Here is a 23,300-nt window from a genome sequence, read left to right as displayed (position 1 = left end):
ACATACCGCATTCGCGAGCAAGCCCGCTCCCACATTTAGTTCTGTATCAGCCCAGTTGGCGGCGGAGTTCAGCCAGTACGGGCGCCGATTCCGGGCGCACACCGCGCCACAGGAAGAAGGCTTCCGCCGCTTGCTCAACCAGCATACCCAGGCCATCCATTGCCACGGCTGCGCCCTGTTCAGTGGCCCAGCGACAAAACGCCGTCGGTTCCTTGGCGTACATCATGTCGTAGCAAAAGGTCTTGCCCGGTTCAATCAGGCTGCCTGCAATCGGCGGTACATCGCCTGACAGGCTGGCGGACGTGGCATTGATGATCACGTCCACCGGCTCACGCAGCCAGTCGAAACCGCTGGCAGACACCGGGCCCAGGTCGTCGAACAACTCAGCGAGCATTTCGGCCTTTTCCACGGTGCGGTTGGCGATGATCAGTGAAGCCGGCTGCTCGGCCAGCAACGGCTCCAGCGCGCCACGTACCGCCCCACCGGCGCCCAGTAACAGGATGCGTTTGCCTTGCAGGCTCAACCCCGCATTCACCGTGAGGTCGCGCACCAGGCCGGCACCGTCGGTGTTGTCACCCAACAGGCTGCCGTCGGCCAGCTTGCTCAGGGTGTTCACCGCGCCTGCGCGCTGAGCACGCTCGGTGAGGGTGTTGGCCAGGCGGTAGGCTTCTTCCTTGAACGGCACGGTGACGTTGGCGCCACGGCCTTGTGCAAAAAAGGCACGGGCACATCCGGTGAAATCCTCCAGCGGCGCCAGCAAAGTGCTGTAGTCCAGTTGCTCGCCGGTCTGCTCGGCGAACATACGGTGGATCAACGGCGATTTGCTGTGGCCAATGGGGTTGCCGAACACGACATAACGGTCCATTAGACAGCCGCCTTAGGCGCAGCGAGGCCCAGCCAGTCACGGTCTTGCAAGAAGTAGTCGGTAAGTCGCGCTTCTTCGCTGCCGGCTTCGGCCTTCCAGTCGTAGCTCCAGCGCACTTGCGGCGGCAGCGACATCAGGATCGATTCGGTGCGCCCGCCCGATTGCAGGCCGAACAGCGTGCCACGGTCGTAGACCAGGTTGAATTCCACGTAGCGGCCACGGCGGAACTCCTGGAACTCGCGCTGCTGCGCGGTATAGGGCGTGGCCTTGCGGCGCTGCACGATCGGCAGGTAGGCGTCGATGTAGGCGTCACCGATGGCGCGAATGAAGGCGAAGCAGGTGTCGAAGTCCCACTCGTTCAAGTCATCGAAGAACAGGCCGCCGATGCCACGCGGTTCGTTGCGATGCTTGATGTGGAAGTAGGTGTCGCACCAGGCCTTGTAGCGCGAATACACGTCCGGGCCGAACGGCGCACAGGCCTGCTCGGCCACGCGGTGCCAGTGAATGCAGTCTTCTTCGTTGCCGTAGTAGGGCGTGAGGTCGAAGCCGCCACCGAACCACCACACCGGCTCTTCGCCTTCTTTTTCGGCGATGAAAAAGCGCACGTTGGCGTGGGAAGTAGGTATGTGCGGGTTATGCGGGTGGATCACCAGCGATACGCCCAAGGCTTCGAAACCACGGCCGGCCAACTCGGGGCGATGGGCACTGGCAGACGGTGGGAGACCGCTGCCAAACACGTGGGAAAAGTTAACGCCGCCTTTTTCGATCACCGAACCGTCTGCGATCACGCGGGTGCGACCACCGCCACCGGCAGGCCGGGTCCAGGCGTCTTCGATAAAGCGAGTGTCCGTCTCGAAGGTTTCCAGGGCGCTGCAAATGCGGTCTTGCAGGTCAAGCAGGTAGGCCTTTACAGCCTCGGTGCGGGTAGTCATGGCATCACCTTGAATCGGGCAAAGCTACGCGAGGCCATTGGGCGTCGGCGGCAAATGGGCGCACAGGATACCACCGCACCCCGCTGTGCCGCAGTTGACGAAGATCAAGCTTAGGAGTCCGATAGGGGGCTACGCGAATTCGAACCCAGGAGAAGTGCAGATGGCCAAACGTATCCAGTTCAGTGCCCATGGCGGCCCCGACGTGCTTGAGTATGTGGACTACACCCCAGCGGAGCCTGGCCCACAACAGGTTCGCGTGCGTAACGAGGCCATCGGCCTGAACTTCATCGACACCTATTTCCGCAGCGGCCTGTACGCGCCGCCCGCCTTGCCGTCGGGACTGGGCGCAGAAGGCGCCGGTGTGGTCGACGCGGTCGGCAGCGAAGTCACCCAATTCAAGGTCGGTGACCGCGTGGCCTACGGCAGTGGCCCACTGGGAGCCTACAGCCAACTGCACGTGCTGCCTGCCGCCAACCTGGTGCACCTGCCAGACGACATCAGCTTCGAACAAGCCGCTGGCGCCATGCTCAAGGGCCTGACCGTGCAGTACCTGCTGCGCCAGACCTATGAGTTGAAGGGCGGTGAAACCATCCTGTTCCATGCTGCTGCCGGTGGCGTGGGCTCCCTGGCCTGCCAGTGGGCCAAGGCGCTGGGCGTGAAGCTGATCGGTACCGTCAGCTCGCCGGAAAAAGCCGCGCTGGCCAAATCCCTGGGCGCGTGGGAAACCATCGACTACAGCAAGGAAAACGTCGCACAGCGCGTGCTGGAATTGACCGACGGCAAGAAAGTCCCGGTGGTGTACGACGGCGTCGGCAAGGACACCTGGCTGACCTCGCTGGACAGCGTGGCACCCCGTGGGTTGGTGGTGAGCTTTGGCAATGCGTCGGGTGCGGTCGACGGGGTGAACCTAGGGATCCTGGCGGCGAAAGGCTCGTTGTATGTGACGCGCCCAACCCTGGCGACTTACGCCAATAACCCGGAAAACCTTCAGGCGATGGCCGATGATCTGTTCTCGATGATCAAGAGCGGCAAGGTACGCATCGATATCAACCAGCGGTATGCGCTGGCGGATGCGGCGAAGGCACAGACGGAGTTGTCGGGGCGGCGGACGACGGGGTCGACCATTCTGCTGCCTTAAGACTATGGGTTTTCGGCGTCTGTGAGGGCCTCTTCGCGGGCAAGCCCGGCTCCCACATTTGGATCTGTGAATACAGTCAAAATGTGGGAGCGGGCTTGCCCGCGATGGCCGCGCCTCGGTCTCAGGAAGGGCGCACCACCTCACCCGTGGCCAAATCCCGAATCAGGCTCGGGTTCTTGCGCCCACCTAAAGCACCGCCCAATACCAGGTCAAGCTGGCCGCGGAAATACTGCTCCACGCGAAGCCGCGTGCGCGCAGACGGCCGCCCCTGGGGGTTGGCCGACGTCGAAATCAGCGGCCCGACCAGCGAACACAAATCCCGCACCAACGGGTGATCGCTGACCCGCAGGGCCACGGTGTCATGCACACCGGTCACCCACTCGGGCAGCAAGTCTTGATGGGGCACCAGCCAGGTGTTCGGCCCCGGCCAGGTACTGGCCATGCGTTCGATCCAGGCGTCCGGGAAGTCTTCGAACAGGAAGTCGAACTGACGGATGTTGTCCGCCACCAGGATCAGGCCCTTGTCCACCGAGCGATTCTTGATCGCCAGCAACCGGTCCACCGCTTCTTCATTCCACGGGTCGCAGCCCAGGCCCCAGACCGCTTCGGTCGGATAGGCAATCACCGCGCCTGCGCGAATTTCTCGTGCGGCTTCCAGCACACGCCACCTGTTGACCATTGCTCACTCTCCGGACTTAAAGCTCTGCGCAGTTTACCGATCTTCGTTACAAAACCCATCCCTACGAAAGCGCACAGCGCGCCAGCCAGCGCCCGCTTTCGCAGATCACCTGACCTTCAAGCTCCAGTTCCGTAAGGGTTGCCAACACCTGGGACAAAGGCCGCCCACTGGCCATCGCCAAGGCTTCGCTGGTATGGGGTGCGGCATGCAACAGGGCCACCAGCGGATGGGTCACCGGCACTGGCGCCGGGCGGGACAGCGCCTGCCAACCGCGCAACCCTTCAAGAATGTGTTCGATGGTTTCCACCAGCACCGCACCCTCGCGGATCAGATGATGACAGCCCTTGGCCCCAGGATGATGGATGGAGCCCGGAATCGCATACACCTCGCGCCCTTGCTCGGCCGCCAGCTTCGCGGTGATCAACGAACCGCTGGCCATGCTGGCCTCCACCACCAGCACACCCAGGGACAAGCCGCTGATGATCCGATTGCGCCGTGGAAAGTTGCCCGCCTGGGGTGCGGCATCCAGCGGAAACTCGGAAACCACGGCGCTGCCCTGGGCAATCATCGCGTCGGCGAGCTTTCTGTGGCGCTGTGGATAAAAATTTTCCAGCCCGGTACCGAGCACGCCGATGGTATGCCCACCGACATCCAATGCCGCTTGGTGCGCGGCCCCGTCGATGCCCAGCGCCAACCCGCTGGTAATCACAAAACCGGCACTCGCCAGGCTGCGAGAAAACGCAGCGGCTGTGTCCATCCCAGGGCGAGAAGCACGGCGGCTGCCGACCATCGCCAACTGCGGTTTTTCGAGGATGGCGGGGTTGCCGGCCACGAATAAAAGCGGTGGCGCATCGTCGATCTGAGCGAGCAGTGCCGGGTAGTCGGATTGGTCCCACATCAGCAAATGCTGGGCCGGGCGGGCCAGCCAGGCCAATGCAGCACTGGCACCGTCGCGTATTGCATGGCTGCGCCGTGCCTCTGCACTGATCGCGGGCAACCCAAGGGAACGCCAGGCACTGGCCGGCGCGCTGATCGCCTTGGAGGCCGAGCCGAACGCTTCGATCAACAGGCGAAAACGCTTCGGACCCAGTTCCGGCAGCCTGTGCAAGCGTAGACGAGCTTCCAGTTCTGACGGAGAAATTTCATGGCTGTTTATCGGATACATCTGATCATCCTTGACCGGAACAAGCTGTGGATAACTCTGTTGGTAACTTATTTAGCAGCCTATTTATTGTGTTTGATGGGCAGTCTCGAAGCGGTCCATGACTGCCAGTGGCCGTGAGGCGCTGAGTACCAGGCCGTAACTGAGCTTTTCGTAGATGCGAAACACCAGCAGGGTGCCCGCGCGCTCGTCGGGCAGCTTCACCGGAGCGCCCGTGAGGGTGTCGCGCACGGTGGCGCCGGCCTTGATCACCGTGAGCAATTGGCCTTCGACCAGGCCATCGCGGCGACCCTTGTTCAGGGTGACGGCATCCAGCACGCCGATCTGGGTTACGCCCTTGGGGATGTCGATGATTTTTCCTTCGATGAAGGGCGCACGTTGCGCGACTTCAAGATCTGCCAACGCAATGGGGGTTTCGGTTCGCAGCAAGCGGTCGCCGGGGCGCACCTCCTGTGTCACCCGCTGCACCGCCAGGGTGGTGAGATCGCCCGCGGTCACAAAGCGAGCCGTTCCGACGTCATCGGCGTTTACGCCCAGCAGTTCCTGGGTATCGGGGTCGGTGTAGGTCTTGCCCCGACGAAAGATCCCATAGGTGGGCAGGGCCGGGTCCAGGTGGCCCCGGGCATGCACCCGTTCGTCATGGGCGCCCAGGACACGCCCGGCGTCCGCCGCGACGATGTACGGCGCATTGTCCAAATCCTGCGGGGTATCGAGAATGCGGTTGTGCAGCAGGAAGCGTTGGATCGCCTGTTGCGTCGGTTGATCCAGACGCTGGGCGGGCGGGGGCAGCAGGGCCATGGCGAAAGGGGCCCACAGCAGCAAGACGAGTAGCGATTTCCTCATGGGGTGAATCTCCTTTATTATGTGCGTTCGCGTGAAATCCCCGTGCCTTCGTGGCTTTTGGGCGTTTCACACCGGCTGTCTGGGTCCATCCCAACGCCGATTTGCCTCTACCTCACATGTGCAGCAATTACGCTTATGGCTATTTTGAACATCCTCGAATTTCCCGACTCGCGCCTGCGCACGATCGCCAAACCGGTGGCCGTAGTGGACGACAAGGTTCGTCAGTTGGTCGATGACATGTTTGAAACAATGTATGAAGCCCCGGGCATCGGCCTCGCCGCGACCCAGGTCAACGTGCATCAGCGTGTCGTGGTCATGGACCTGTCGGAAGATCGCAGCGAACCGATGGTGTACATCAACCCCGAGTTCGAACCGCTGACCGACGAGATGGGTGAATACCAGGAGGGCTGCCTGTCGGTGCCAGAGTTCTACGAGAACGTCGAACGCCCGCTGCGCGTGAAGATCAAGGCCCTGGACCGTGATGGCAAGCCGTTCGAGCTGATCGCCGAAGGCCTGCTGGCGGTGTGCATCCAGCACGAATGCGACCACCTCAACGGCAAGCTGTTTGTCGATTACCTGTCCACGCTCAAGCGTGACCGGATCAAGAAGAAGCTGGAAAAAAAGCATCGCCAGCAAGCTTGATGCCTCTCTTCCAAAGGCTTGCTGCGGCAAGCCTTTTTCTTTTGTGACTGTTTTTAACCGAGACCTCCCATGACCGAGCCACTGCGCATTGTTTTTGCCGGCACTCCCGAATTTGCCGCCGAACACCTCAAGGCCCTGCTTGCCAGCCCTTATGACATCGTCGCGGTGTACACCCAACCGGATCGCCCGGCCGGTCGCGGGCAAAAACTGATGCCGAGCCCGGTCAAGCAACTGGCGCTGGAACACAACCTCCCCGTACTGCAACCGCCGACCCTGCGCAACGCCGAGGCCCAGGCCGAGTTGGCGGCTCTGAAACCCGACCTGTTGGTAGTCGTGGCCTACGGCCTGATCCTGCCGCAAGCGGTGCTGGATATCCCGCGCCTGGGCTGCATCAACAGCCACGCCTCGCTGCTGCCACGCTGGCGTGGTGCGGCACCGATCCAACGCGCCGTGGAAGCTGGCGACAGCGAAAGCGGTGTGACTGTGATGCGCATGGAGGCGGGTTTGGACACCGGCCCGATGCTGCTCAAGGTGACCACCCCGATCACCGGCCAAGACACCGGCGGCAGCCTGCACGACCGCCTCGCCGAGCTGGGCCCGCCCGCCGTGATCCAGGCCATTGCCGGCTTGGCGGCTGGCACCCTGGAAGGCGAAGTGCAGGACGACGGCCTGGCCACTTACGCCCACAAGCTGAACAAGGACGAAGCACGCATCGATTGGAGCCGCCCGGCCGTTGAGCTGGAGCGCCTGGTACGCGCCTTCAACCCGTGGCCAATCTGCCACAGCACCCTTAACGGCGAAGCCTTGAAAGTACTGGCCGCGACCCTGGCAGAAGGCAAAGGCGCACCCGGCGAGATCATCGGCGCGAGCAAAGAGGGCCTGTTGGTGGCCTGCGGTGAACAGGCGCTGTGCCTGACCCGTCTGCAATTGCCTGGCGGCAAGGCGCTTAACTTCAGCGATTTGTTCAACAGCCGTCGTGAGAAATTTGCCCTAGGCACCGTCCTGGGTGCGGCCCAATGAACCCACGTCTGGCCGCCGCCAAGGCTTTGGCTGCCGTCCTCAACGGCAAGGCTTCGCTGAACAGTTCGTTGCCCACCCAGCTGGATAAGGTTGAAGACCGCGATCGAGGTTTCACCCAGGACCTGGCCTTTGGCACCGCCCGTTGGCAGCCACGCTTGTCGGCGCTGGCAGCCAAGCTGCTGCAAAAACCGTTCAAGGCGGCGGATGCTGATGTGGAAGCGCTGTTGCTGGTCGGCCTCTACCAACTGCTTTACACCCGCGTGCCGGCCCACGCCGCCATCGGCGAGACCGTGGGTTGCGCCGACAAACTGAAAAAGCCGTGGGCCAAGGCCCTGCTCAATGCCGTGCTGCGCCGCGCCCAGCGCGAAAGCGAAGCGCTGCTGGCCGAGCTGGAGCATGACCCGGTGGTGCGTACCTCCCACCCGCGTTGGCTGCAAAAATCGCTGAAGGCGTTCTGGCCTGAGCAATGGGAAGCCATCTGCGCCGCCAACAACGCTCACCCGCCGATGATCCTGCGGGTCAACCGTCGTCATCACAGCCGCGACGCCTACCTGCAATTGCTCACCAACGCCGGTATCAACGCCACGCCATGCGTGTACAGCGTCGACGGTATCGTGCTCGAAGCCGCCACCGATGTGCGCAGCCTGCCGGGCTTTGCCGAAGGCTGGATCAGCGTGCAGGACGAAGCGGCGCAACTGGCCGCCGATCTGCTCGACCTGGCACCCGGCCAACGCGTACTCGACGCCTGCTGCGCTCCGGGCGGTAAGACGTGTCACATTCTGGAAGTCGAAAAAGACCTCGCCGGTGTGGTCGCGGTCGACCTGGAAGCCAAGCGCCTGGTGCGCGTGCGTGAGAACCTTGCACGCCTGGGCCTGAGCGCCGAGCTGATCGCTGCCGACGGCCGCGACACCGCCACCTGGTGGGACGGCAAACCCTTCCAACGCATCCTGCTGGACGCGCCGTGCTCCGCCACCGGCGTGATTCGCCGTCACCCGGACATCAAGCTCACGCGCCAACCCGACGACATCGCCGCCCTGGCTGTGCTGCAAGGCGAATTGCTCGACGCGATGTGGCCAACCCTGGAAGTCGGCGGCATCCTGCTCTACGCCACCTGCTCCACGCTGCCGACCGAGAACACTGAGGTCATCGAAGCCTTCCTTGCCCGTACCAGCGGCGCACGCGAACTGGACCTGGCTACCACGGCCGGCATCAAGCAGCCCCACGGTCGCCAATTGCTCGCCCAAGAAGGCGGCCACGACGGCTTCTACTACGCCAAACTGATCAAGATCGCCGCCGCTCGCGGCTGAACGGTTTTAAGGGAGTGACCGGATGAAAATCATCATCCTTGGGGCAGGGCAGGTCGGCGGCACGCTGGCTGAACATTTGGCCAGCGAAGCCAACGACATCACGGTGGTCGACACCGACAGCGAGCGCCTGCGCAACCTCGGCGACCGCCTGGACATCCGCACTGTACAAGGCCGCGCGTCGTTCCCGACCGTGCTGCGCCAAGCCGGTGCCGACGACGCCGACATGCTGGTGGCGGTGACCAACAGCGACGAGACCAACATGGTCGCGTGCCAGGTCGCCCACACCCTGTTCCACACCCCGACCAAGATCGCCCGCGTGCGCGAAGCGGCCTACTTGACCCGCGCCGGCCTGTTCGACAACGACGCGATTCCGGTCGACGTGCTGATCAGCCCGGAACAAGTGGTTACCCACTACATCAAGCGCCTGATCGAAATCCCCGGCGCCTTGCAGGTGATCGACTTTGCCGAAGGCAAGGCCCAACTGGTGGCCGTGAAGGCTTACTACGGTGGCCCGCTGGTGGGCCAGCAACTGCGCCAGTTGCGCGAGCACATGCCAAATGTGGAAACCCGCGTCGCGGCGATTTTCCGGCGTGACCGGCCGATCCTGCCCCAGGGCGACACGGTGATCGAGGCCGACGACGAAGTATTCTTCATTGCTGCCAAGGCGAATATCCGCGCAGTGATGAGCGAAATGCGCCGCCTCGACGAGACCTACAAGCGCATCGTCATCGCCGGCGGCGGGCAGATCGGCGAACGTTTGGCCGAGGCCATCGAGAGCCGCTACCAGGTCAAGATCATCGAGATGAGTCCGGCACGTTGCCGGCATTTGTCCGACACGCTGGACAGTACTGTCGTACTGCAAGGCAGCGCCTCAGACCGCGACCTGCTGATGGAAGAAAACATCGCCGACGCAGATATCTTCCTGGCGCTGACCAACGATGACGAAGCCAACATCATGTCGTCGCTGCTGGCCAAGCGGCTCGGGGCAAAGAAGGTGATGACCATCATCAACAACCCGGCCTATGTGGACCTGATCCAGGGCGGCGATATCGACATCGCCATCAGCCCGCAGCTGGCCACCATCGGTACGTTGCTCGCCCACGTGCGCCGTGGCGACATTGTGAGTGTGCACTCCCTGCGCCGTGGCGCGGCGGAGGCCATCGAGGCGATTGCCCACGGTGACGCCAAGTCGAGCAAGGTGATCGGCAAAGCCATCCGCGATATCGGCCTGCCGCCGGGCACCACCATTGGCGCGATCATTCGTGACGAAGAGGTGATCATCGCCCACGACGACACGGTGATCGCTACCGGTGACCATGTGATCCTGTTCCTGGTGGATAAGAAACATATCCGCGATGTGGAGAAGTTGTTCCACGTGGGGCTGAGCTTTTTCTGATGACGCTATCGCCGGCAAGCCGGCTCCTACAGGGTTCTTCGTATGCTTGAGTCACTCGAGAAAATGCTGGCCAAGGGTGTGGATAATTCGCTGCTGCGCTTTGGGCTGGGCAAGGGTTACCTGGACTTGAAGGACCACGCCAAGGCGGCGGAGCATTTGCGCAAGTGCGTGGAGTTCGACCCGAAATATTCGGCGGCGTGGAAGCTGTTGGGCAAGGCGCAATTGGGGTTGGAAGACCGCGCGGCGGCCCGGCTGGCGTGGGAGCAGGGGATTGTGGCGGCCCAGGCCCATGGCGATAAACAGGCCGAGAAAGAGATGACGGTGTTCCTGAAAAAGCTGGATCGCGTTTAGACGCGTGCTGTTGTAGTGAGCGGGCTTGCCCGCGCGAGGCAAGCTCGCTCACTACAAATGTCAGGCCGGTGTCAGTACCAGCGCGCCTCGCCCGGTGGGCGCTTCTTGAAGCGCTTCATGCTCCACATGTACTGGCTTGGGTAGGCGCCGACATACCGTTCCACCACCTTGCTCATCGCCGCACAGGACGTGGCGGTGTCGGTGCTGTACATGTCTTCCGGCGCTGCTTCCAAAATCACTTTGTAACCCGAACCGTCCGGCAGCCGCAGCGCGTGCAGGAACACGCCAACAGCCTTGTGGCCCGCCAGCATGTTCGGCACGAACTTGCTGGTGAGTGCCTGGGTGGCGAAGAACGGTACGAAGATCCCGGCCGATTCAGCCGGTTCCGGGTCGGCGGGAATGCCCACCTGACCACCTTTGCGCACTTCCTTGATCACGCTGAGGATGCCCTCCTTGGTGGAGGCCGCCACGCGGTTGCCCAACTGCACGCGCTGCTTGCGCAGCAATTCGTCCACCGCCTTGAGCTTGGGCGGACGGTAGAAAATGATCGGTTTGCACTGGCTGCAATAAAAGTGGTTCAGCACTTCCCAGTTGCCCAGGTGGCTGGTGATGCCAACCACGCCTTTGCCAGAGGCCAGGGCTTCGTGCAGCACGTCCAGGCCTTCGACTTCACGCACCAGGTCGATGGAGCGCTGGGCCGGCCAGATCCAGGCACAGGCGCTTTCGGTCAGGGACTTGCCGATGTCCATCAGGCTTTGGCCGACGAGGCGTTCGCGGGCGGCCGGGTCCATGTCCGGGAAGCACTTGGAGAGGTTGATCCGTACCGTGTCGCGGGAACGGTTGGGGGTTTTCCACATGATCCAGCCAATCGCCGTGCCGACCGCCTGGACAGCGCGCCAGGGCAGCAGGGCAAACAACCGGAGAGCGCCTACCAGCAAGGCGCCTTTAAACTTTTCCACAGGTCACTCCTGATCGTGTGTGGTGCGCAAAGCCAGCATTCTAACCGGCGTTGGCCAGGTCCGCGTAACGGTCACAGTCCAGGGTGTGGTCCATGACCATGCCGGAGGCCTGCATGAAGGCATAGCAAATGGTCGGGCCGACGAAGGTGAAGCCGGCTTTTTTCAAGGCGCGGCTCATGGCTTCGGCCTCGGGGGTGATCGCCGGGACTTCGCTGCGATCCTTGAAATGATTGACCTTGGGCTTGCCGCCAACGAAGGACCAGAGCAACCCTACCGGGTCCTCCAGCGCCAGCCAGGCCGCGGCATTGCGACGGGTGGCGTTGAGCTTCAGGCGATTGCGCACGATACCCGGGTCCTGCATCAGCGCTTCGATCTCGTCATCGGTCAAGCGCGCCAGGCGCTGCGCATCAAAACCAAACAAGACCTTTCGATAATGCTCGCGTTTGCGTAAAACGGTGATCCAGGAAAGGCCCGCCTGGAACCCTTCGAGCAAAAGCAACTCGAACAAGCCCTGTGCGTCGCGCAGCGGCGTTCCCCACTCCTGATCGTGATAAGCCATATACAGCGGATCTTCAGAACACCAAAAGCAGCGTGGCATAAGGCTCCAGGGGATGGTGGCGCGGCCGAATCGGGTATACTCCCGCTCTTTAAATCGCAGCCCAAGTAACAGGTGAATTTCGTGAGCCAGCCTACGCCAGCCGTGCGTACCTTCCAAGACTTGATCCTCGCCCTCCAGCAATACTGGGCCGAGCAAGGTTGTGTGGTACTTCAGCCCTACGATATGGAAGTAGGCGCCGGCACTTTCCACACCGCAACATTCCTGCGGGCCATCGGCCCGGAAACCTGGAACGCCGCTTATGTGCAGCCCAGTCGTCGCCCGACTGACGGCCGCTACGGTGAAAACCCGAACCGTCTGCAGCACTACTACCAGTTCCAGGTGGTGTTGAAGCCGAACCCGGACAACTTCCAGGAACTGTACCTGGGCTCGCTCAAGCATGTGGGCCTGGACCCTCTGGTCCACGATATCCGTTTTGTTGAAGACAACTGGGAATCGCCGACCCTGGGCGCCTGGGGCCTGGGCTGGGAAGTCTGGCTCAACGGCATGGAAGTGACTCAGTTCACCTACTTCCAGCAAGCGGGCGGCATCGAGTGCTACCCGGTGACCGGCGAAATCACCTACGGCCTGGAACGCCTGGCCATGTACCTGCAGGGCGTGGACTCGGTCTACGACCTGGTGTGGGCAGATGGCCCGTTCGGCAAGGTCACCTACGGCGACGTGTTCCACCAGAACGAAGTGGAGCAGTCCACCTACAACTTCGAACACGCCAACGTCGACAAGCTGTTCGAACTGTTCGACTTCTATGAAAGCGAAGCCAAGCGCCTGATCGAACTGGACCAGCCGCTGCCGTTGCCAAGCTATGAAATGGTGTTGAAGGCCTCCCATACCTTCAACCTGCTGGACGCCCGCCGTGCCATCTCGGTAACCGCGCGCCAGCAATACATCCTGCGTGTGCGCACCCTGGCGCGTTCCGTCGCCCAAGCCTACCTGCTGGCTCGCGCCAAGCTGGGCTTCCCGATGGCTACCCCGGACCTGCGTGATGAAGTGTTGGCTAAGCTGGAGGCTGCACAATGAGTGCTCAAGATTTCCTGGTTGAACTGGGCACCGAAGAGCTGCCACCCAAGGCACTGAACACCCTGGCCGACGCGTTCCTGGCCGGTATCGAAAAAGGCCTGCAAACCGCTGGCCTCAAATTCGAAGCGAAAAAAGTCTACGCCGCGCCACGTCGCCTGGCGGTGTTGCTGACCGCGCTGGAAACCCAGCAACCGGACCGCAGCATCAACCTCGACGGCCCACCACGCCAGGCCGCTTTCGACGCCGAAGGCAACCCGACTCAAGCGGCACTGGGTTTCGCCAAGAAGTGTGGCGTCGAGCTGAGCGAGATCGACCAGAGCGGCCCGAAACTGCGGTTCAGCCAGGTCATCACCGGCAAGCCGACCGCGAGCCTGCTGCCGACCATCGTTGAAGACTCGTTGAACGACCTGCCTATCCCCAAGCGCATGCGCTGGGGTGCGCGCAAAGAAGAATTCGTGCGTCCGACCCAGTGGCTGGTGATGTTGCTCGGTGACCAGGTCATCGACTGCACCATTCTCGCCCAGAAAGCCGGTCGTGATTCTCGTGGTCACCGCTTCCACCACCCGCAAGCTGTACGCATCACTTCGCCGGCCAACTACGCCGCCGACCTGCGTGCTGCCTACGTGCTGGCCGACGCCAACGAGCGTCGCGAGCTGATCAGCAAGCGGACCGAAGAGCTGGCCCGCCTGCAGGAAGGCACCGCCATCGTGCCGCCAAACCTGCTGGATGAAGTGACCGCGCTGGTTGAATGGCCGGTGCCGCTGGTGTGCTCGTTCGAAGAACGTTTCCTCGACGTGCCGCAAGAAGCCCTGATCACCACCATGCAGGACAACCAGAAGTATTTCTGCCTGCTGGACGTGGATGGCAAGTTGCTGCCGCGCTTCATCACCGTGGCCAACATCGAGAGCAAGGACCCGCAGCAGATCATCGCCGGTAACGAGAAAGTCGTGCGCCCGCGCCTGACTGATGCCGAGTTCTTCTTCAAGCAAGACAAGAAGCAGAAGCTGGAAGACTTCAACCTGCGCCTGCAGAACGTGGTATTCCAGGAAAAACTCGGCAGCGTCTACGACAAGGCCGTACGTGTTTCCAAGCTGGCCGCCTATATTGCGCCACGCATTGGCGGTGACGCTGCATGGGCTGCGCGTGCAGGCCTGCTGTCCAAGTGCGACCTGGCCACCGAGATGGTCGGCGAGTTCCCGGAGATGCAAGGCGTTGCCGGCTACTACTACGCCCTCAACGACGGCGAGCCCGACGATGTGGCCCTGGCGCTGAACGAGCAGTACATGCCGCGTGGTGCTGGCGCTGAACTGCCAAGCACCTTGACCGGTGCAGCGGTGGCGATCGCTGACAAGCTGGATACGCTGGTGGGTATCTTCGGTATCGGTATGTTGCCAACCGGCAGCAAAGACCCGTATGCCCTGCGCCGTGCCGCCCTGGGTGTGCTGCGCATCCTGATCGACAAGAAGCTGGACCTCGACCTGACCCAGGCCGTGGTGTTCGCTGTTGGCCAGTTCGGCAACAAGGTCAAGCAAGCCGGCCTGGCCGAGCAGGTGCTGGAATTCGTGTTCGACCGCCTGCGTGCGCGTTATGAAGACGAAGGCGTGGACGTGTCGGTGTACCTGTCGGTACGTGCCCTGCAGCCGGGTTCGGCGCTGGACTTCGACCAACGCGTACAAGCCGTACAGGCCTTCCGCAAACTGCCGGAAGCCGATGCCCTGGCCGCTGTGAACAAGCGCGTGTCGAACCTGCTGAGCAAGGCCGAAGGCCTGGGCAACGCCGAAGTCGACCCTGGCCTGTTTGCCGATGCCAAGGAGTTCTCGCTGAACTCGGCCATCGCCAAGGCAGAAAACGCGGTGAAACCGCTGATCGCCGAACGCAACTACGCCGAAGCCTTGGCACGCCTGGCCACCTTGCGTGAGCCGGTGGATGCGTTCTTCGAAGCCGTGATGATCAACGCCGACGATGCCGGTGTGCGGAAAAACCGCTACGCCATGCTGGCGCGCTTGCGCGGCTTGTTCGTCAACATCGCTGACATTTCGACGCTGAGCTGACCATGTTGAAACTGCTGATTCTCGATCGGGACGGGGTGATCAATTACGACTCCGACGCTTACATCAAGTCGGTGGCGGAGTGGATCCCACTGCCCGGCTCGATCGAGGCCATCGCGCAGTTGAGCAAAGCCGGCTGGACGGTGGCCATCGCCACCAACCAGTCCGGCATCGCCCGTGGTTACTACGACATCGCCACCCTGGACGCCATGCATGCGCGCTTGCGCACGTTAGTGGCCGAGCAGGGCGGTGAGGTGGGGCTGGTCGTGTACTGCCCCCACGGGCCGGACGAGGGCTGCGATTGCCGCAAACCCAAGCCTGGCATGTTGAAAACCATTGCAGAACATTACAAGGTGCCACTGGCTGGGATATGGTTCGTCGGGGACAGCCTCGGTGACCTGGAGGCGGCCAAAGCCGTCGACTCTCAGCCAGTTTTGGTTAAGACCGGGAAAGGCGAAAAGACCCAGGCGAAAAACCTGCCGGTAGGCACCTTGATTTTTGACGATCTGGCGGCGGTTGCCGCAGAACTTATCAACAACTAGCCGCCCTCGACTTCCTGACCAAGGACTGTTCGGGAGTGCGCTTTTAACAGGCGGGCCGTGTCCCGCAACGGTAAATGCCGCCATGTCGATCTTGCAGGCCATCAGAACCTTTTTCTTTTACCTGCTGCTGGGCACCAGTTCGTTCCTCTGGTGCACCCTGAGCTTTTTTATTGCGCCCTTCCTGCCGTTCAAGGCGCGCTATCGCTTTATCAACGTCTATTGGTGCCGCTGCGCGTTGTGGCTGACCAAGGTGTTCCTGAACATCCGTTTCGAGGTCAAGGGGGCCGAAAACGTGCCGGACCAGCCCTGCGTGATTCTGTCGAACCACCAGAGCACCTGGGAGACGTTCTTTCTCTCGGCCTATTTCTCACCCCTGAGCCAGGTGCTCAAGCGTGAGCTGCTGTATGTGCCGTTCTTCGGCTGGGCCATGGCCATGCTGCGGCCGATCGCCATTGACCGTGACAACCCCAAGGCTGCTCTCAAGCACGTGGCCAAGAAGGGCGATGAGCTGCTCAAGGACAACGTTTGGGTACTGATCTTCCCGGAAGGTACGCGCGTTCCCTACGGCACCGTAGGCAAGTTCTCACGCGGCGGTACTGCTCTGGCAGTCAACGCCAACCTGCCGGTGCTGCCGATTGCGCACAACGCTGGCAAGTTCTGGCCAAAGACCGGTTGGGCCAAACGCGAGGGCACCATCACGGTGGTAATCGGCGAGCCGATGTACGCCGAAGGTGAAGGCCCGCGCGCCATTGCGGCACTGAATGACCGTGCCCAGGCGTGGAATGAAGCCCAGCAACGGGCCATGGGATCGTTGCCGCCGGAGCCGGTTGTGGTCGAGACGCCGGCGGTTTGAGGATCTGTGGATAACCTGTGTACGGTTTGTTGGCGAATTGGCTTTTTTGATTCATAACAGGCTGATTTACTTACATATTTCTCAACCTCATAAAATCGCGAAAAACGTGCATAAGTTTTTTCAGCATTAAAAAACCGGTCCTTGTGACCGGTTTTTTATGCACAGCAGAAAAGTACGTTTTTCAGTCATCCAGCAAGGGCAGTTGCAGGCTGAATGTCGTGCCTTTGCCCAGCTCACTTTTGCACTGAATGCGTCCGCCATGACGTTCCAGCACGGCCTTGACCATGGTCAGGCCCAACCCAAGCCCCTCGCTGCCCTGGGCCGAATCGAAGCGTCGGTATTGGCTGAACAGCTCCGGTAGATCCGCTGGCGCAATCCCCGGCCCCTGGTCGCTGATGCGGCACTCCAACCAGCCCTGCTCGCTGGCGTGGCTCAAGCGGACAGTGGTGCCGGATGCTGAATACTTGATCGCATTCTCCAGCACGTTGAACAACGCCCGGGTCAGCAGCGATTGGTCGGCCAGGATCATGCCCTCGTCGGCCTCATCCAGGTCGTGGACCAAATGAATACCCTTGAGCTGCGCGATGACCGCCACCTGGTCGAAGGCATCCATCACCAACATGGCGAACAGGGTTGGCTGGAACTGGTAACCGTCAGCCTCGGCCTTCGCCAACTGTACGAAAGATTCGGTGAGGCTCAAGGCACGTCGCACTTGTTGCTCGATCTGGGCGAACACCGGGGACTCGCCGTTGTGCACATCCAGCAGCGCAAGAATCGCGGAGTGGGGCGCACGCAGGTCGTGGGACAGGAAACGCAGCATGGTTTCCCGATGCTGCTGGGCGTTACGTTCTTTGCTCAGGTCTGTGAGGCTCAGCAGCCAGCCCAGGGCGACGTCACCGTCGGCCGGCAACATGGGGGCCAGTTCCATGCGCAGGCTGCGTTGGTGGATGTCCCGGAACTCGACCAACTCCAGCGCGGACAGGGCAGGGCGCACGCCATTGTGCAGCGGCGGGTAGCCCAGGTCGGCCAGTTCTTCGAGCAGGTTTGCGGTGATCAGGTCATGGCCAAATACGTCGCGGGCAATGCGGTTGGCCAGCAGGATGTTGCCCTGAGGGTCGGTAATCAGCGTGGCTACCGGCAAGCATTCGAGGCCATCGGCCATGAAGCGCCGGGTGTCCCGCGTACGACTCACGGCTTGCTCCAGGGCAAAGATACGCGCCTGCAGTACATCGCCCTTGCTGGCGGGCGCTCGGCGGCGTTCTGGAAGCACTTTGGGCTCATTGTCGAGCCGGGCCAGTTCCCACCCGAAGTAGGCAAGGATCACGCTGAGACGGCGCCAGTTCCAGATCAGGTAACTGAGTAGCAGGCCAATCAGGCACGCCGCAGGCGACCACCAATGGCCCAGGCGCAGCAAGGCCAAAGAGCCCAGCAATGCGGCAGCCATGCAGCCCAAGGTCATCCACAGGGCGTAGCGGGGCCGGTAGAGCAACAAGCCCAGCAGCAACGCCACCACCGAAGTCGCCATCAACGCAGCCAGCCAACCAGGAAGATCGACGATGCTTCGGCCTTGAAGCAGTCCGTTAAGGACGTTGGCCTGGATCTCTACCCCAGCCGTGGTACCGACGGTAGAGGATAGCGGGGTGACAAAACGATCGCCCATGCCAGACGCCGTGGCACCCACCAGAATCAGCCGGTCACGCAGTTGCTCAGCAGGCACCTCACCCCGTAAGACGCTGGCGTAGGACACACTCGGAAAGTGCGTGTGGGCACCAATGAACGGAATACGTATGGCGTGTTCACGGTGCCAGTGCGCACTGACCGGCTCCAGCGCCTCACCTGGCATCTCGTCCGCCTGGCCACTCAGTGTGTACGCCATCCACGCCAGTTGCGGCGTGGTGTCATCAGGCGGGCCTTCACGCATGTACAGGTTGCGAACCACGCCGTCACTGTCGGCCTCGACATTGATATGCCCTACGCCCTTGGCACATTTGAGCAGCGGCAGTATTTGTGCGCTGGGTTGGCTGTAGCGGGTGGCGTCTTCGCGCAATAGGGGCAGCAACACGTTACCGGCCTCGCACACTGATTGGGCAAGGCGCCGATCGTTGGCCGGCTCACCGGGTTCGCTGAAGATCACATCGAACAGGATGGCTGCCGGCTGTGCAGCACTCAGGCGGTCAATCAGGTCTGCGTGCAGGCTGCGCGGCCAAGGCCATCGGCCGAGGTCTTTCAAGCTCTTGTCATCAATGGTGACCAGCAGAATGCGCGGGTCTACCGGCAGCGGGGTGAGGCGGCGCAGGCTGTCATACAGCGGGTTGTTCAGCGCCAGTCCTGGGCTGAGCGACAAGTAAGCAGTGATAGGCAAGAGCAGCAAACCTATCCACAGCCACTCACGGACCAGACCGTGGAACAGGCGTTGGGCGTGGGTGGGTTGGCGTTTCTCGGCCTTGCGCCAGAGCATCATGGATTAGCCACCAGAGGCCTTGGCCTGCGTTGCGGGCGGATAGTAGAAGATGTCATAAACCCCGGTTATTCCCTCCAGGCCGTGTTCGTCGTAAGCCGACAATCGCACGTGATAGAACGATGCTTTGAGCCCAGTGAAGCTCATTTTTGGCTCGCTGGAAAAGTTTTCCTGCTTGATGTTCATAAAGGCTTGGTCGGTGGCGACTTGGGCGCGATAGCGCTGGGCGCCGGGTAAGGGCCGCACGTACAGCGTCCACACTGGTGCATCGCCTTTTTGACCGTCCTGACCCACTAACTTGGGCGCGGGCAGGAGCGTCACGGCGTTCAAATCACCCTGTTTCTTAAACAGCAGGCCTTGGCGTGCGCCGACTTTTACTTCGTCTTCATTAGGTTTTTTCCGGATGTCTCGGTTGGCCGCTACCTGCCCATCCAGCACCTCAAGCACCGATTGCTCGCCATCGTCCCGCACCCGAAAGTGCGTACCGCGCACACCCAGCACACCAACGGGCGTCACGATCTGAAACCGGTCATGGTCACTGGGCCGCTTGATCACATAGGCCTCGGCCTGGCCTTGTTCCAGGATGACCTGGGGAATCGATTGCTTCTCGACCATATGCAAACGCACCTGCGAACTGGACGGGAGCACCACCCGGGATCCATCGCCCAGCAACAGGCTAACGAACGCCGACGCCGAGGTTTTCACACCTTCTTTCTCATCAATCGTCATGCCCTCCTGCAATAGGCGTAACTGTCCCTTGGTGTCCAGCTTCCAGGCTTCTCCTGTCAGGTGCTGCACAACGGCCGGTAACGGCTGAGCTCGACACAACCATTGGTCATCAACATAGGGGGGGCGCACCAAAGCAGAAGCACTGGCCGCCCCCACCACCAAACCCAGCAATGAGGGGAGGACATAGCGCACTCGGTTAAGGGAAGAAGTCATGGTGCTCATCAAGGTTATGGGTTCCAGAAGGCATCTGACACCAACGCGCACAGGATGACGGCAGCGCATGTGTCGGCTGATCCTTTTCCTCAGGGGCGGGAGCCGGTATCTTTCCTACATCGGTTTTGAAATCTTTCAGTAGGTTAAGGGCTCTTTGATATCAGCCTACCGAGGGATTCATAGGACCGTTGAGTCTGACCACAATTCTTCAGATTCAAAGGCCGGTAATTGAGCAGCCTAGCCCGAAGTTGGCCGCCGTATTTTTTCGTAGAAAGGACCCACCCATGCGTGTCGCAATACTGGATGACGAGCCCGCTGAATTGCGTCGGGTTGAACAGACACTGCGACAAATCCCCAGCACCACGGAACAGCCTTGGTCCCTGCATTTTTTTGAACGCGGTGAAGACCTGCTCCGCCAACTGCGCCGGGAAACATTTGACCTGCTGATACTCGATTGGCAGTTGCCCGATATCACCGGGATTGCTCTCTTGCGCTGGACTCGCGAACACATGGAATCGCCCCCTGCGGTGATCATGCTGACGAGCCGTGATGCCGAGAGCGATATCGTCACCGCATTGAACAGCGGCGCCGATGACTACGTCAGCAAGCCCTTCCGTCCCAATGAATTGAAGGCCCGGGTCTCGGCCGTTTTGCGCCGCCACGGCCTGCAAAAAACCAACACTCATGAAGTGCAGAGCTTCAATGACCTGACCTTTGATGATGCCGAGTTGACCGTTACCCGTGCGGGCAAACCGATCAACCTGACCGAGCGAGAGTATCGACTCGCTAGCTGCTTGTTTGCCAACTTGGCTCGGCCGCTGTCTCGGGAATACTTGTATGAACGGTTTTGGACCCATGAAGAAATGGTCTCTTCACGGCCGCTGGACACTCATATTTACCGCCTGCGGAACAAGCTGGGGCTCACCGCAGATCGCGGATGGCAACTGCTGACCATCTACGGCTACGGGTATCGATTGGAAAGCGTTTCTGCGACGACTCCTGGGTAAACGGGGATGTTCCACGTGGAGCATTTCAAAAATGCTCATTCAAACGACCAATAAAAAAGGCCAACGCTAAGCGTTGGCCTTTTTGTTTTGCCGGTTCGTCTGATCAGAAGTCCAGGTTGGAAACCGCCAATGCGTTGCTTTCGATGAAGTCACGGCGAGGTTCGACCGCATCACCCATCAGGGTGTTGAAGATCTGGTCTGCGCCAATGGCGTCTTCGATGGTCACGCGCAGCATGCGACGCTGACTTGGGTCCATGGTGGTTTCCCACAGTTGATCCGGGTTCATTTCACCCAGACCTTTGTATCGCTGGATGGTGTGGCGCTTGGTGCTTTCGGCCATCAGCCAGTCAAGAGCTTCCTTGAATTCTTTGACCTGCTTCTTGCGTTCGCCACGTTGGATGTAAGCGCCGTCGTCCAGCAGGGTGCTCAGTTGCGCGCCCAGGGTCACCACGGTTTTGTAGTCGTTGCTACCAAAGAAGTCGCGGTTGAAGGTGACGTAGTTCGACAGGCCGTGGGAGATCAGTTCGACCTCTGGCAGCCATACGTTACGTTCACGGTCTTCACGCAGGCTGGCTTTGTACACCAGGCCAGACTTCTCTACGGTGCGCAGGCGTACTTCGTACTGGGCCAGCCAATCCTGCATTGCTGCATGATCGCCCAACTGTTCGAGGCTGACGGCCGGCAGGTAGATGAAGTGCTCGGTCAGCTCCTGCGGATACAGGCGCGACAGACGCTTGAGGGTCTTCATCACCATGCGGAAGTCGTTAACCAAGCGCTCCAGCGCCTCACCGGAAATCCCCGGGGCTTCATCGTTCAGGTGCAAGCTGGCATCTTCCAGGGCCGACTGCGTCATGTACTCTTCCATGGCGTCGTCGTCTTTGATGTATTGCTCTTGCTTACCCTTTTTGACTTTGTACAGCGGCGGCTGGGCGATGTAGATGTAGCCGCGTTCGATCAGCTCCGGCAACTGACGGAAGAAGAAGGTCAGCAGCAGGGTACGAATGTGCGAACCGTCGACGTCAGCATCGGTCATGATGATGATGTTGTGATAGCGCAGCTTGTCGATGTTGTACTCTTCGCGGCCGATACCGCAACCCAACGCCGTGATCAAGGTGCCAACCTCCTGGGAGGAAATCATCTTGTCGAAGCGCGCTTTCTCGACGTTGAGGATCTTACCCTTCAACGGCAGGATGGCCTGGGTGCGACGGTTACGACCCTGCTTGGCGGAACCGCCAGCAGAGTCACCTTCCACCAGGTACAGTTCGGAGAGGGCAGGGTCCTTCTCCTGGCAGTCGGCCAATTTGCCCGGCAGGCCAGCGATATCCAGCGCACCTTTACGGCGGGTCATCTCACGGGCTTTACGCGCCGCCTCACGAGCACGTGCCGCATCGATCATCTTGCCGACAACCAGCTTGGCTTCGTTCGGGTTCTCCAGCAGGAAGTCAGAGAAGTACTTGCCCATCTCTTGTTCCACTGCGGTCTTCACTTCGGAAGACACCAGCTTGTCTTTGGTCTGGGAGCTGAACTTGGGGTCCGGTACTTTAACCGAGATAATCGCGGTCAGGCCTTCGCGGGCATCGTCACCGGTGGTGGCAACTTTATGCTTCTTGGCCAGGCCTTCGGCTTCGATGTAAGTGTTCAGGTTACGCGTCAGAGCGGAACGGAAACCCACCAGGTGAGTACCGCCATCGCGCTGCGGAATGTTGTTGGTGAAGCACAACAGGTTCTCGTTGAAGCTGTCGTTCCACTGCAGAGCGATTTCAACGCCGATGCCGTCTTCACGCTGGATGTTGAAGTGGAATACCTGGTTGACCGCAGTCTTGTTGGTGTTCAGGTATTCAACGAACGCACGCAGGCCACCTTCGTACTTGAACAGCTCTTCCTTACCGCTGCGCTCGTCTTTAAGGACGATACCCACACCGGAGTTCAGGAAGGACAGCTCACGAATACGCTTGGCCAGGATGTCCCAGCTGAAATGGATATTCTTAAAGGTCTCGCTGGAGGCCTTGAAGTGAATCTGGGTACCGGTGGTTTCACTGTCGCCCACGATGGCCATCGGTGCTTGGGGCACACCGTGCACGTAGGTCTGTTCCCAGATCTTGCCGCTGCGGCGAACAGTCAACACCAGTTCTTCGGAGAGGGCGTTTACTACCGAAACACCTACACCGTGCAAACCACCGGAAACTTTATAGGAGTTATCGTCGAACTTACCGCCGGCGTGGAGCACGGTCATGATGACCTCTGCCGCCGAAACGCCTTCTTCTTTGTGCACGTCTACCGGAATGCCACGACCGTTGTCACGCACGGTGATGGACTCGTCCGGGTGGATGATGATGCTGATATCGTCGCAGTAACCGGCCAGAGCTTCGTCGATCGAGTTATCGACCACCTCGAACACCATGTGGTGCAGACCGCTACCATCATCGGTGTCGCCGATGTACATACCGGGACGTTTGCGTACGGCATCCAAACCTTTCAGCACTTTAATGCTGGTCGAGTCGTACGTGTTTTCTTCGCTCATGC

General features: G+C 60.9%; 21 protein-coding genes. 11 read left to right on the top strand and 10 right to left on the bottom strand.

The features are described from left to right. Positions 1-46 precede the first annotated feature (46 nt). Both aroE and hemF read right to left on the bottom strand, forming a co-directional pair. Positions 47-865, bottom strand: a complete 819-nt coding sequence (gene aroE, locus M2394_RS10990) for a shikimate dehydrogenase (RefSeq protein WP_259172463.1) — start codon at positions 863-865, stop codon at positions 47-49. After that, positions 865-1,797, bottom strand: a complete 933-nt coding sequence (hemF, locus tag M2394_RS10985) for an oxygen-dependent coproporphyrinogen oxidase (RefSeq protein ID WP_178925954.1) — start codon at positions 1,795-1,797, stop codon at positions 865-867. Before hemF ends, aroE begins: the two co-directional genes overlap by 1 nt. A gap of 160 nt (positions 1,798-1,957) precedes the next feature. Here hemF and M2394_RS10980 point away from each other — a divergent pair, with 160 nt between their 5' ends. Beyond that, entirely contained in the window at positions 1,958-2,935 is a 978-nt protein-coding gene (locus tag M2394_RS10980; RefSeq protein WP_259172462.1) for a quinone oxidoreductase, read from the top strand. A 121-nt stretch (positions 2,936-3,056) separates the two neighbouring features. Here the strand turns inward: M2394_RS10980 and M2394_RS10975 are convergent, their stop codons facing one another. The 3 genes from M2394_RS10975 to M2394_RS10965 all read right to left on the bottom strand — a co-directional run bounded on the left by M2394_RS10975 (position 3,057) and on the right by M2394_RS10965 (position 5,619). Beyond that, complete coding sequence (locus tag M2394_RS10975; RefSeq protein ID WP_178925952.1) at positions 3,057-3,614, bottom strand: L-threonylcarbamoyladenylate synthase; 558 nt, start codon at positions 3,612-3,614, stop codon at positions 3,057-3,059. Between the two features lie 61 nt (positions 3,615-3,675). After that, positions 3,676-4,779 (bottom strand): DNA-processing protein DprA, encoded by a 1,104-nt coding sequence (dprA, locus tag M2394_RS10970; protein ID WP_259172460.1) that lies wholly within the window; start codon positions 4,777-4,779, stop codon positions 3,676-3,678. A gap of 63 nt (positions 4,780-4,842) precedes the next feature. After that, a complete protein-coding gene (locus M2394_RS10965; RefSeq protein WP_259172459.1) occupies positions 4,843-5,619 on the bottom strand; it encodes a peptidoglycan-binding protein in 777 nt (258 codons plus the stop codon). A 135-nt stretch (positions 5,620-5,754) separates the two neighbouring features. On the opposite strand from M2394_RS10965, the gene def reads away from it, so the two are divergent. The 5 genes from def (at position 5,755) to M2394_RS10940 (ending at position 10,335) form a co-directional block, all read left to right on the top strand. Further along, entirely contained in the window at positions 5,755-6,261 is a 507-nt protein-coding gene (def, locus tag M2394_RS10960; protein ID WP_016978734.1) for a peptide deformylase, read from the top strand. A gap of 69 nt (positions 6,262-6,330) precedes the next feature. Beyond that, positions 6,331-7,281 carry a methionyl-tRNA formyltransferase gene (gene fmt, locus M2394_RS10955; protein ID WP_259172458.1) on the top strand — a complete coding sequence of 317 codons (951 nt, stop codon included), beginning with the start codon at positions 6,331-6,333 and terminating at the stop codon, positions 7,279-7,281. Next, entirely contained in the window at positions 7,278-8,588 is a 1,311-nt protein-coding gene (rsmB, locus tag M2394_RS10950; protein WP_178920904.1) for a 16S rRNA (cytosine(967)-C(5))-methyltransferase RsmB, read from the top strand. The genes fmt and rsmB overlap by 4 nt, the downstream gene beginning before the upstream one ends. Positions 8,589-8,610: 22 nt before the next feature. Next, positions 8,611-9,984, top strand: coding sequence for a Trk system potassium transporter TrkA (trkA, locus tag M2394_RS10945; RefSeq protein WP_259172457.1), 1,374 nt, complete (start codon positions 8,611-8,613; stop codon positions 9,982-9,984). A 42-nt stretch (positions 9,985-10,026) separates the two neighbouring features. Then, positions 10,027-10,335 carry a tetratricopeptide repeat protein gene (locus tag M2394_RS10940; RefSeq protein ID WP_178920908.1) on the top strand — a complete coding sequence of 103 codons (309 nt, stop codon included), beginning with the start codon at positions 10,027-10,029 and terminating at the stop codon, positions 10,333-10,335. A 71-nt stretch (positions 10,336-10,406) separates the two neighbouring features. Here the strand turns inward: M2394_RS10940 and M2394_RS10935 are convergent, their stop codons facing one another. Beyond that, positions 10,407-11,294, bottom strand: coding sequence for a lysophospholipid acyltransferase (locus M2394_RS10935; RefSeq protein ID WP_178920910.1), 888 nt, complete (start codon positions 11,292-11,294; stop codon positions 10,407-10,409). A gap of 40 nt (positions 11,295-11,334) precedes the next feature. After that, entirely contained in the window at positions 11,335-11,892 is a 558-nt protein-coding gene (locus M2394_RS10930; RefSeq protein ID WP_176994585.1) for a DNA-3-methyladenine glycosylase I, read from the bottom strand. 81 nt (positions 11,893-11,973) lie between these two features. On the opposite strand from M2394_RS10930, the gene glyQ reads away from it, so the two are divergent. From glyQ to M2394_RS10910, 4 genes are all read left to right on the top strand, one after another. Further along, positions 11,974-12,927, top strand: coding sequence for a glycine--tRNA ligase subunit alpha (glyQ, locus tag M2394_RS10925; RefSeq protein WP_003187265.1), 954 nt, complete (start codon positions 11,974-11,976; stop codon positions 12,925-12,927). Continuing rightward, positions 12,924-14,978, top strand: a complete 2,055-nt coding sequence (glyS, locus tag M2394_RS10920; RefSeq protein WP_178920912.1) for a glycine--tRNA ligase subunit beta — start codon at positions 12,924-12,926, stop codon at positions 14,976-14,978. Before glyQ ends, glyS begins: the two co-directional genes overlap by 4 nt. A 2-nt stretch (positions 14,979-14,980) precedes the next feature. Continuing rightward, on the top strand, positions 14,981-15,517 hold the full coding sequence (gmhB, locus tag M2394_RS10915) for a D-glycero-beta-D-manno-heptose 1,7-bisphosphate 7-phosphatase (RefSeq protein WP_012721458.1): 537 nt from the start codon (positions 14,981-14,983) through the stop codon (positions 15,515-15,517). Between the two features lie 82 nt (positions 15,518-15,599). Continuing rightward, positions 15,600-16,370: a 1-acyl-sn-glycerol-3-phosphate acyltransferase gene (locus M2394_RS10910; RefSeq protein WP_176994582.1), complete on the top strand. Its 771-nt coding sequence runs from the start codon at positions 15,600-15,602 to the stop codon at positions 16,368-16,370. A 181-nt stretch (positions 16,371-16,551) separates the two neighbouring features. Here M2394_RS10910 and M2394_RS10905 read toward each other — a convergent pair whose 3' ends face one another. Both M2394_RS10905 and M2394_RS10900 read right to left on the bottom strand, forming a co-directional pair. Further along, on the bottom strand, positions 16,552-18,831 hold the full coding sequence (locus M2394_RS10905) for a CHASE2 domain-containing protein (protein ID WP_178920916.1): 2,280 nt from the start codon (positions 18,829-18,831) through the stop codon (positions 16,552-16,554). A gap of 3 nt (positions 18,832-18,834) precedes the next feature. Next, positions 18,835-19,770, bottom strand: coding sequence for a FecR domain-containing protein (locus M2394_RS10900; protein ID WP_259172456.1), 936 nt, complete (start codon positions 19,768-19,770; stop codon positions 18,835-18,837). A 284-nt stretch (positions 19,771-20,054) separates the two neighbouring features. On the opposite strand from M2394_RS10900, the gene M2394_RS10895 reads away from it, so the two are divergent. Further along, positions 20,055-20,777: a response regulator transcription factor gene (locus M2394_RS10895; RefSeq protein ID WP_178920918.1), complete on the top strand. Its 723-nt coding sequence runs from the start codon at positions 20,055-20,057 to the stop codon at positions 20,775-20,777. 103 nt (positions 20,778-20,880) lie between these two features. On the opposite strand, the gene gyrB is transcribed toward M2394_RS10895, so the two are convergent. Then, entirely contained in the window at positions 20,881-23,298 is a 2,418-nt protein-coding gene (gene gyrB, locus M2394_RS10890) for a DNA topoisomerase (ATP-hydrolyzing) subunit B (RefSeq protein WP_176994579.1), read from the bottom strand. Positions 23,299-23,300 lie beyond the last annotated feature (2 nt).

The organism is Pseudomonas sp. BIGb0164, from assembly GCF_024810135.1.
Taxonomy (GTDB): domain Bacteria; phylum Pseudomonadota; class Gammaproteobacteria; order Pseudomonadales; family Pseudomonadaceae; genus Aquipseudomonas.
The sequence above is the reverse complement of the archived record's forward strand: the minus strand, read 5'-3'. Positions and strand labels throughout refer to the sequence as shown.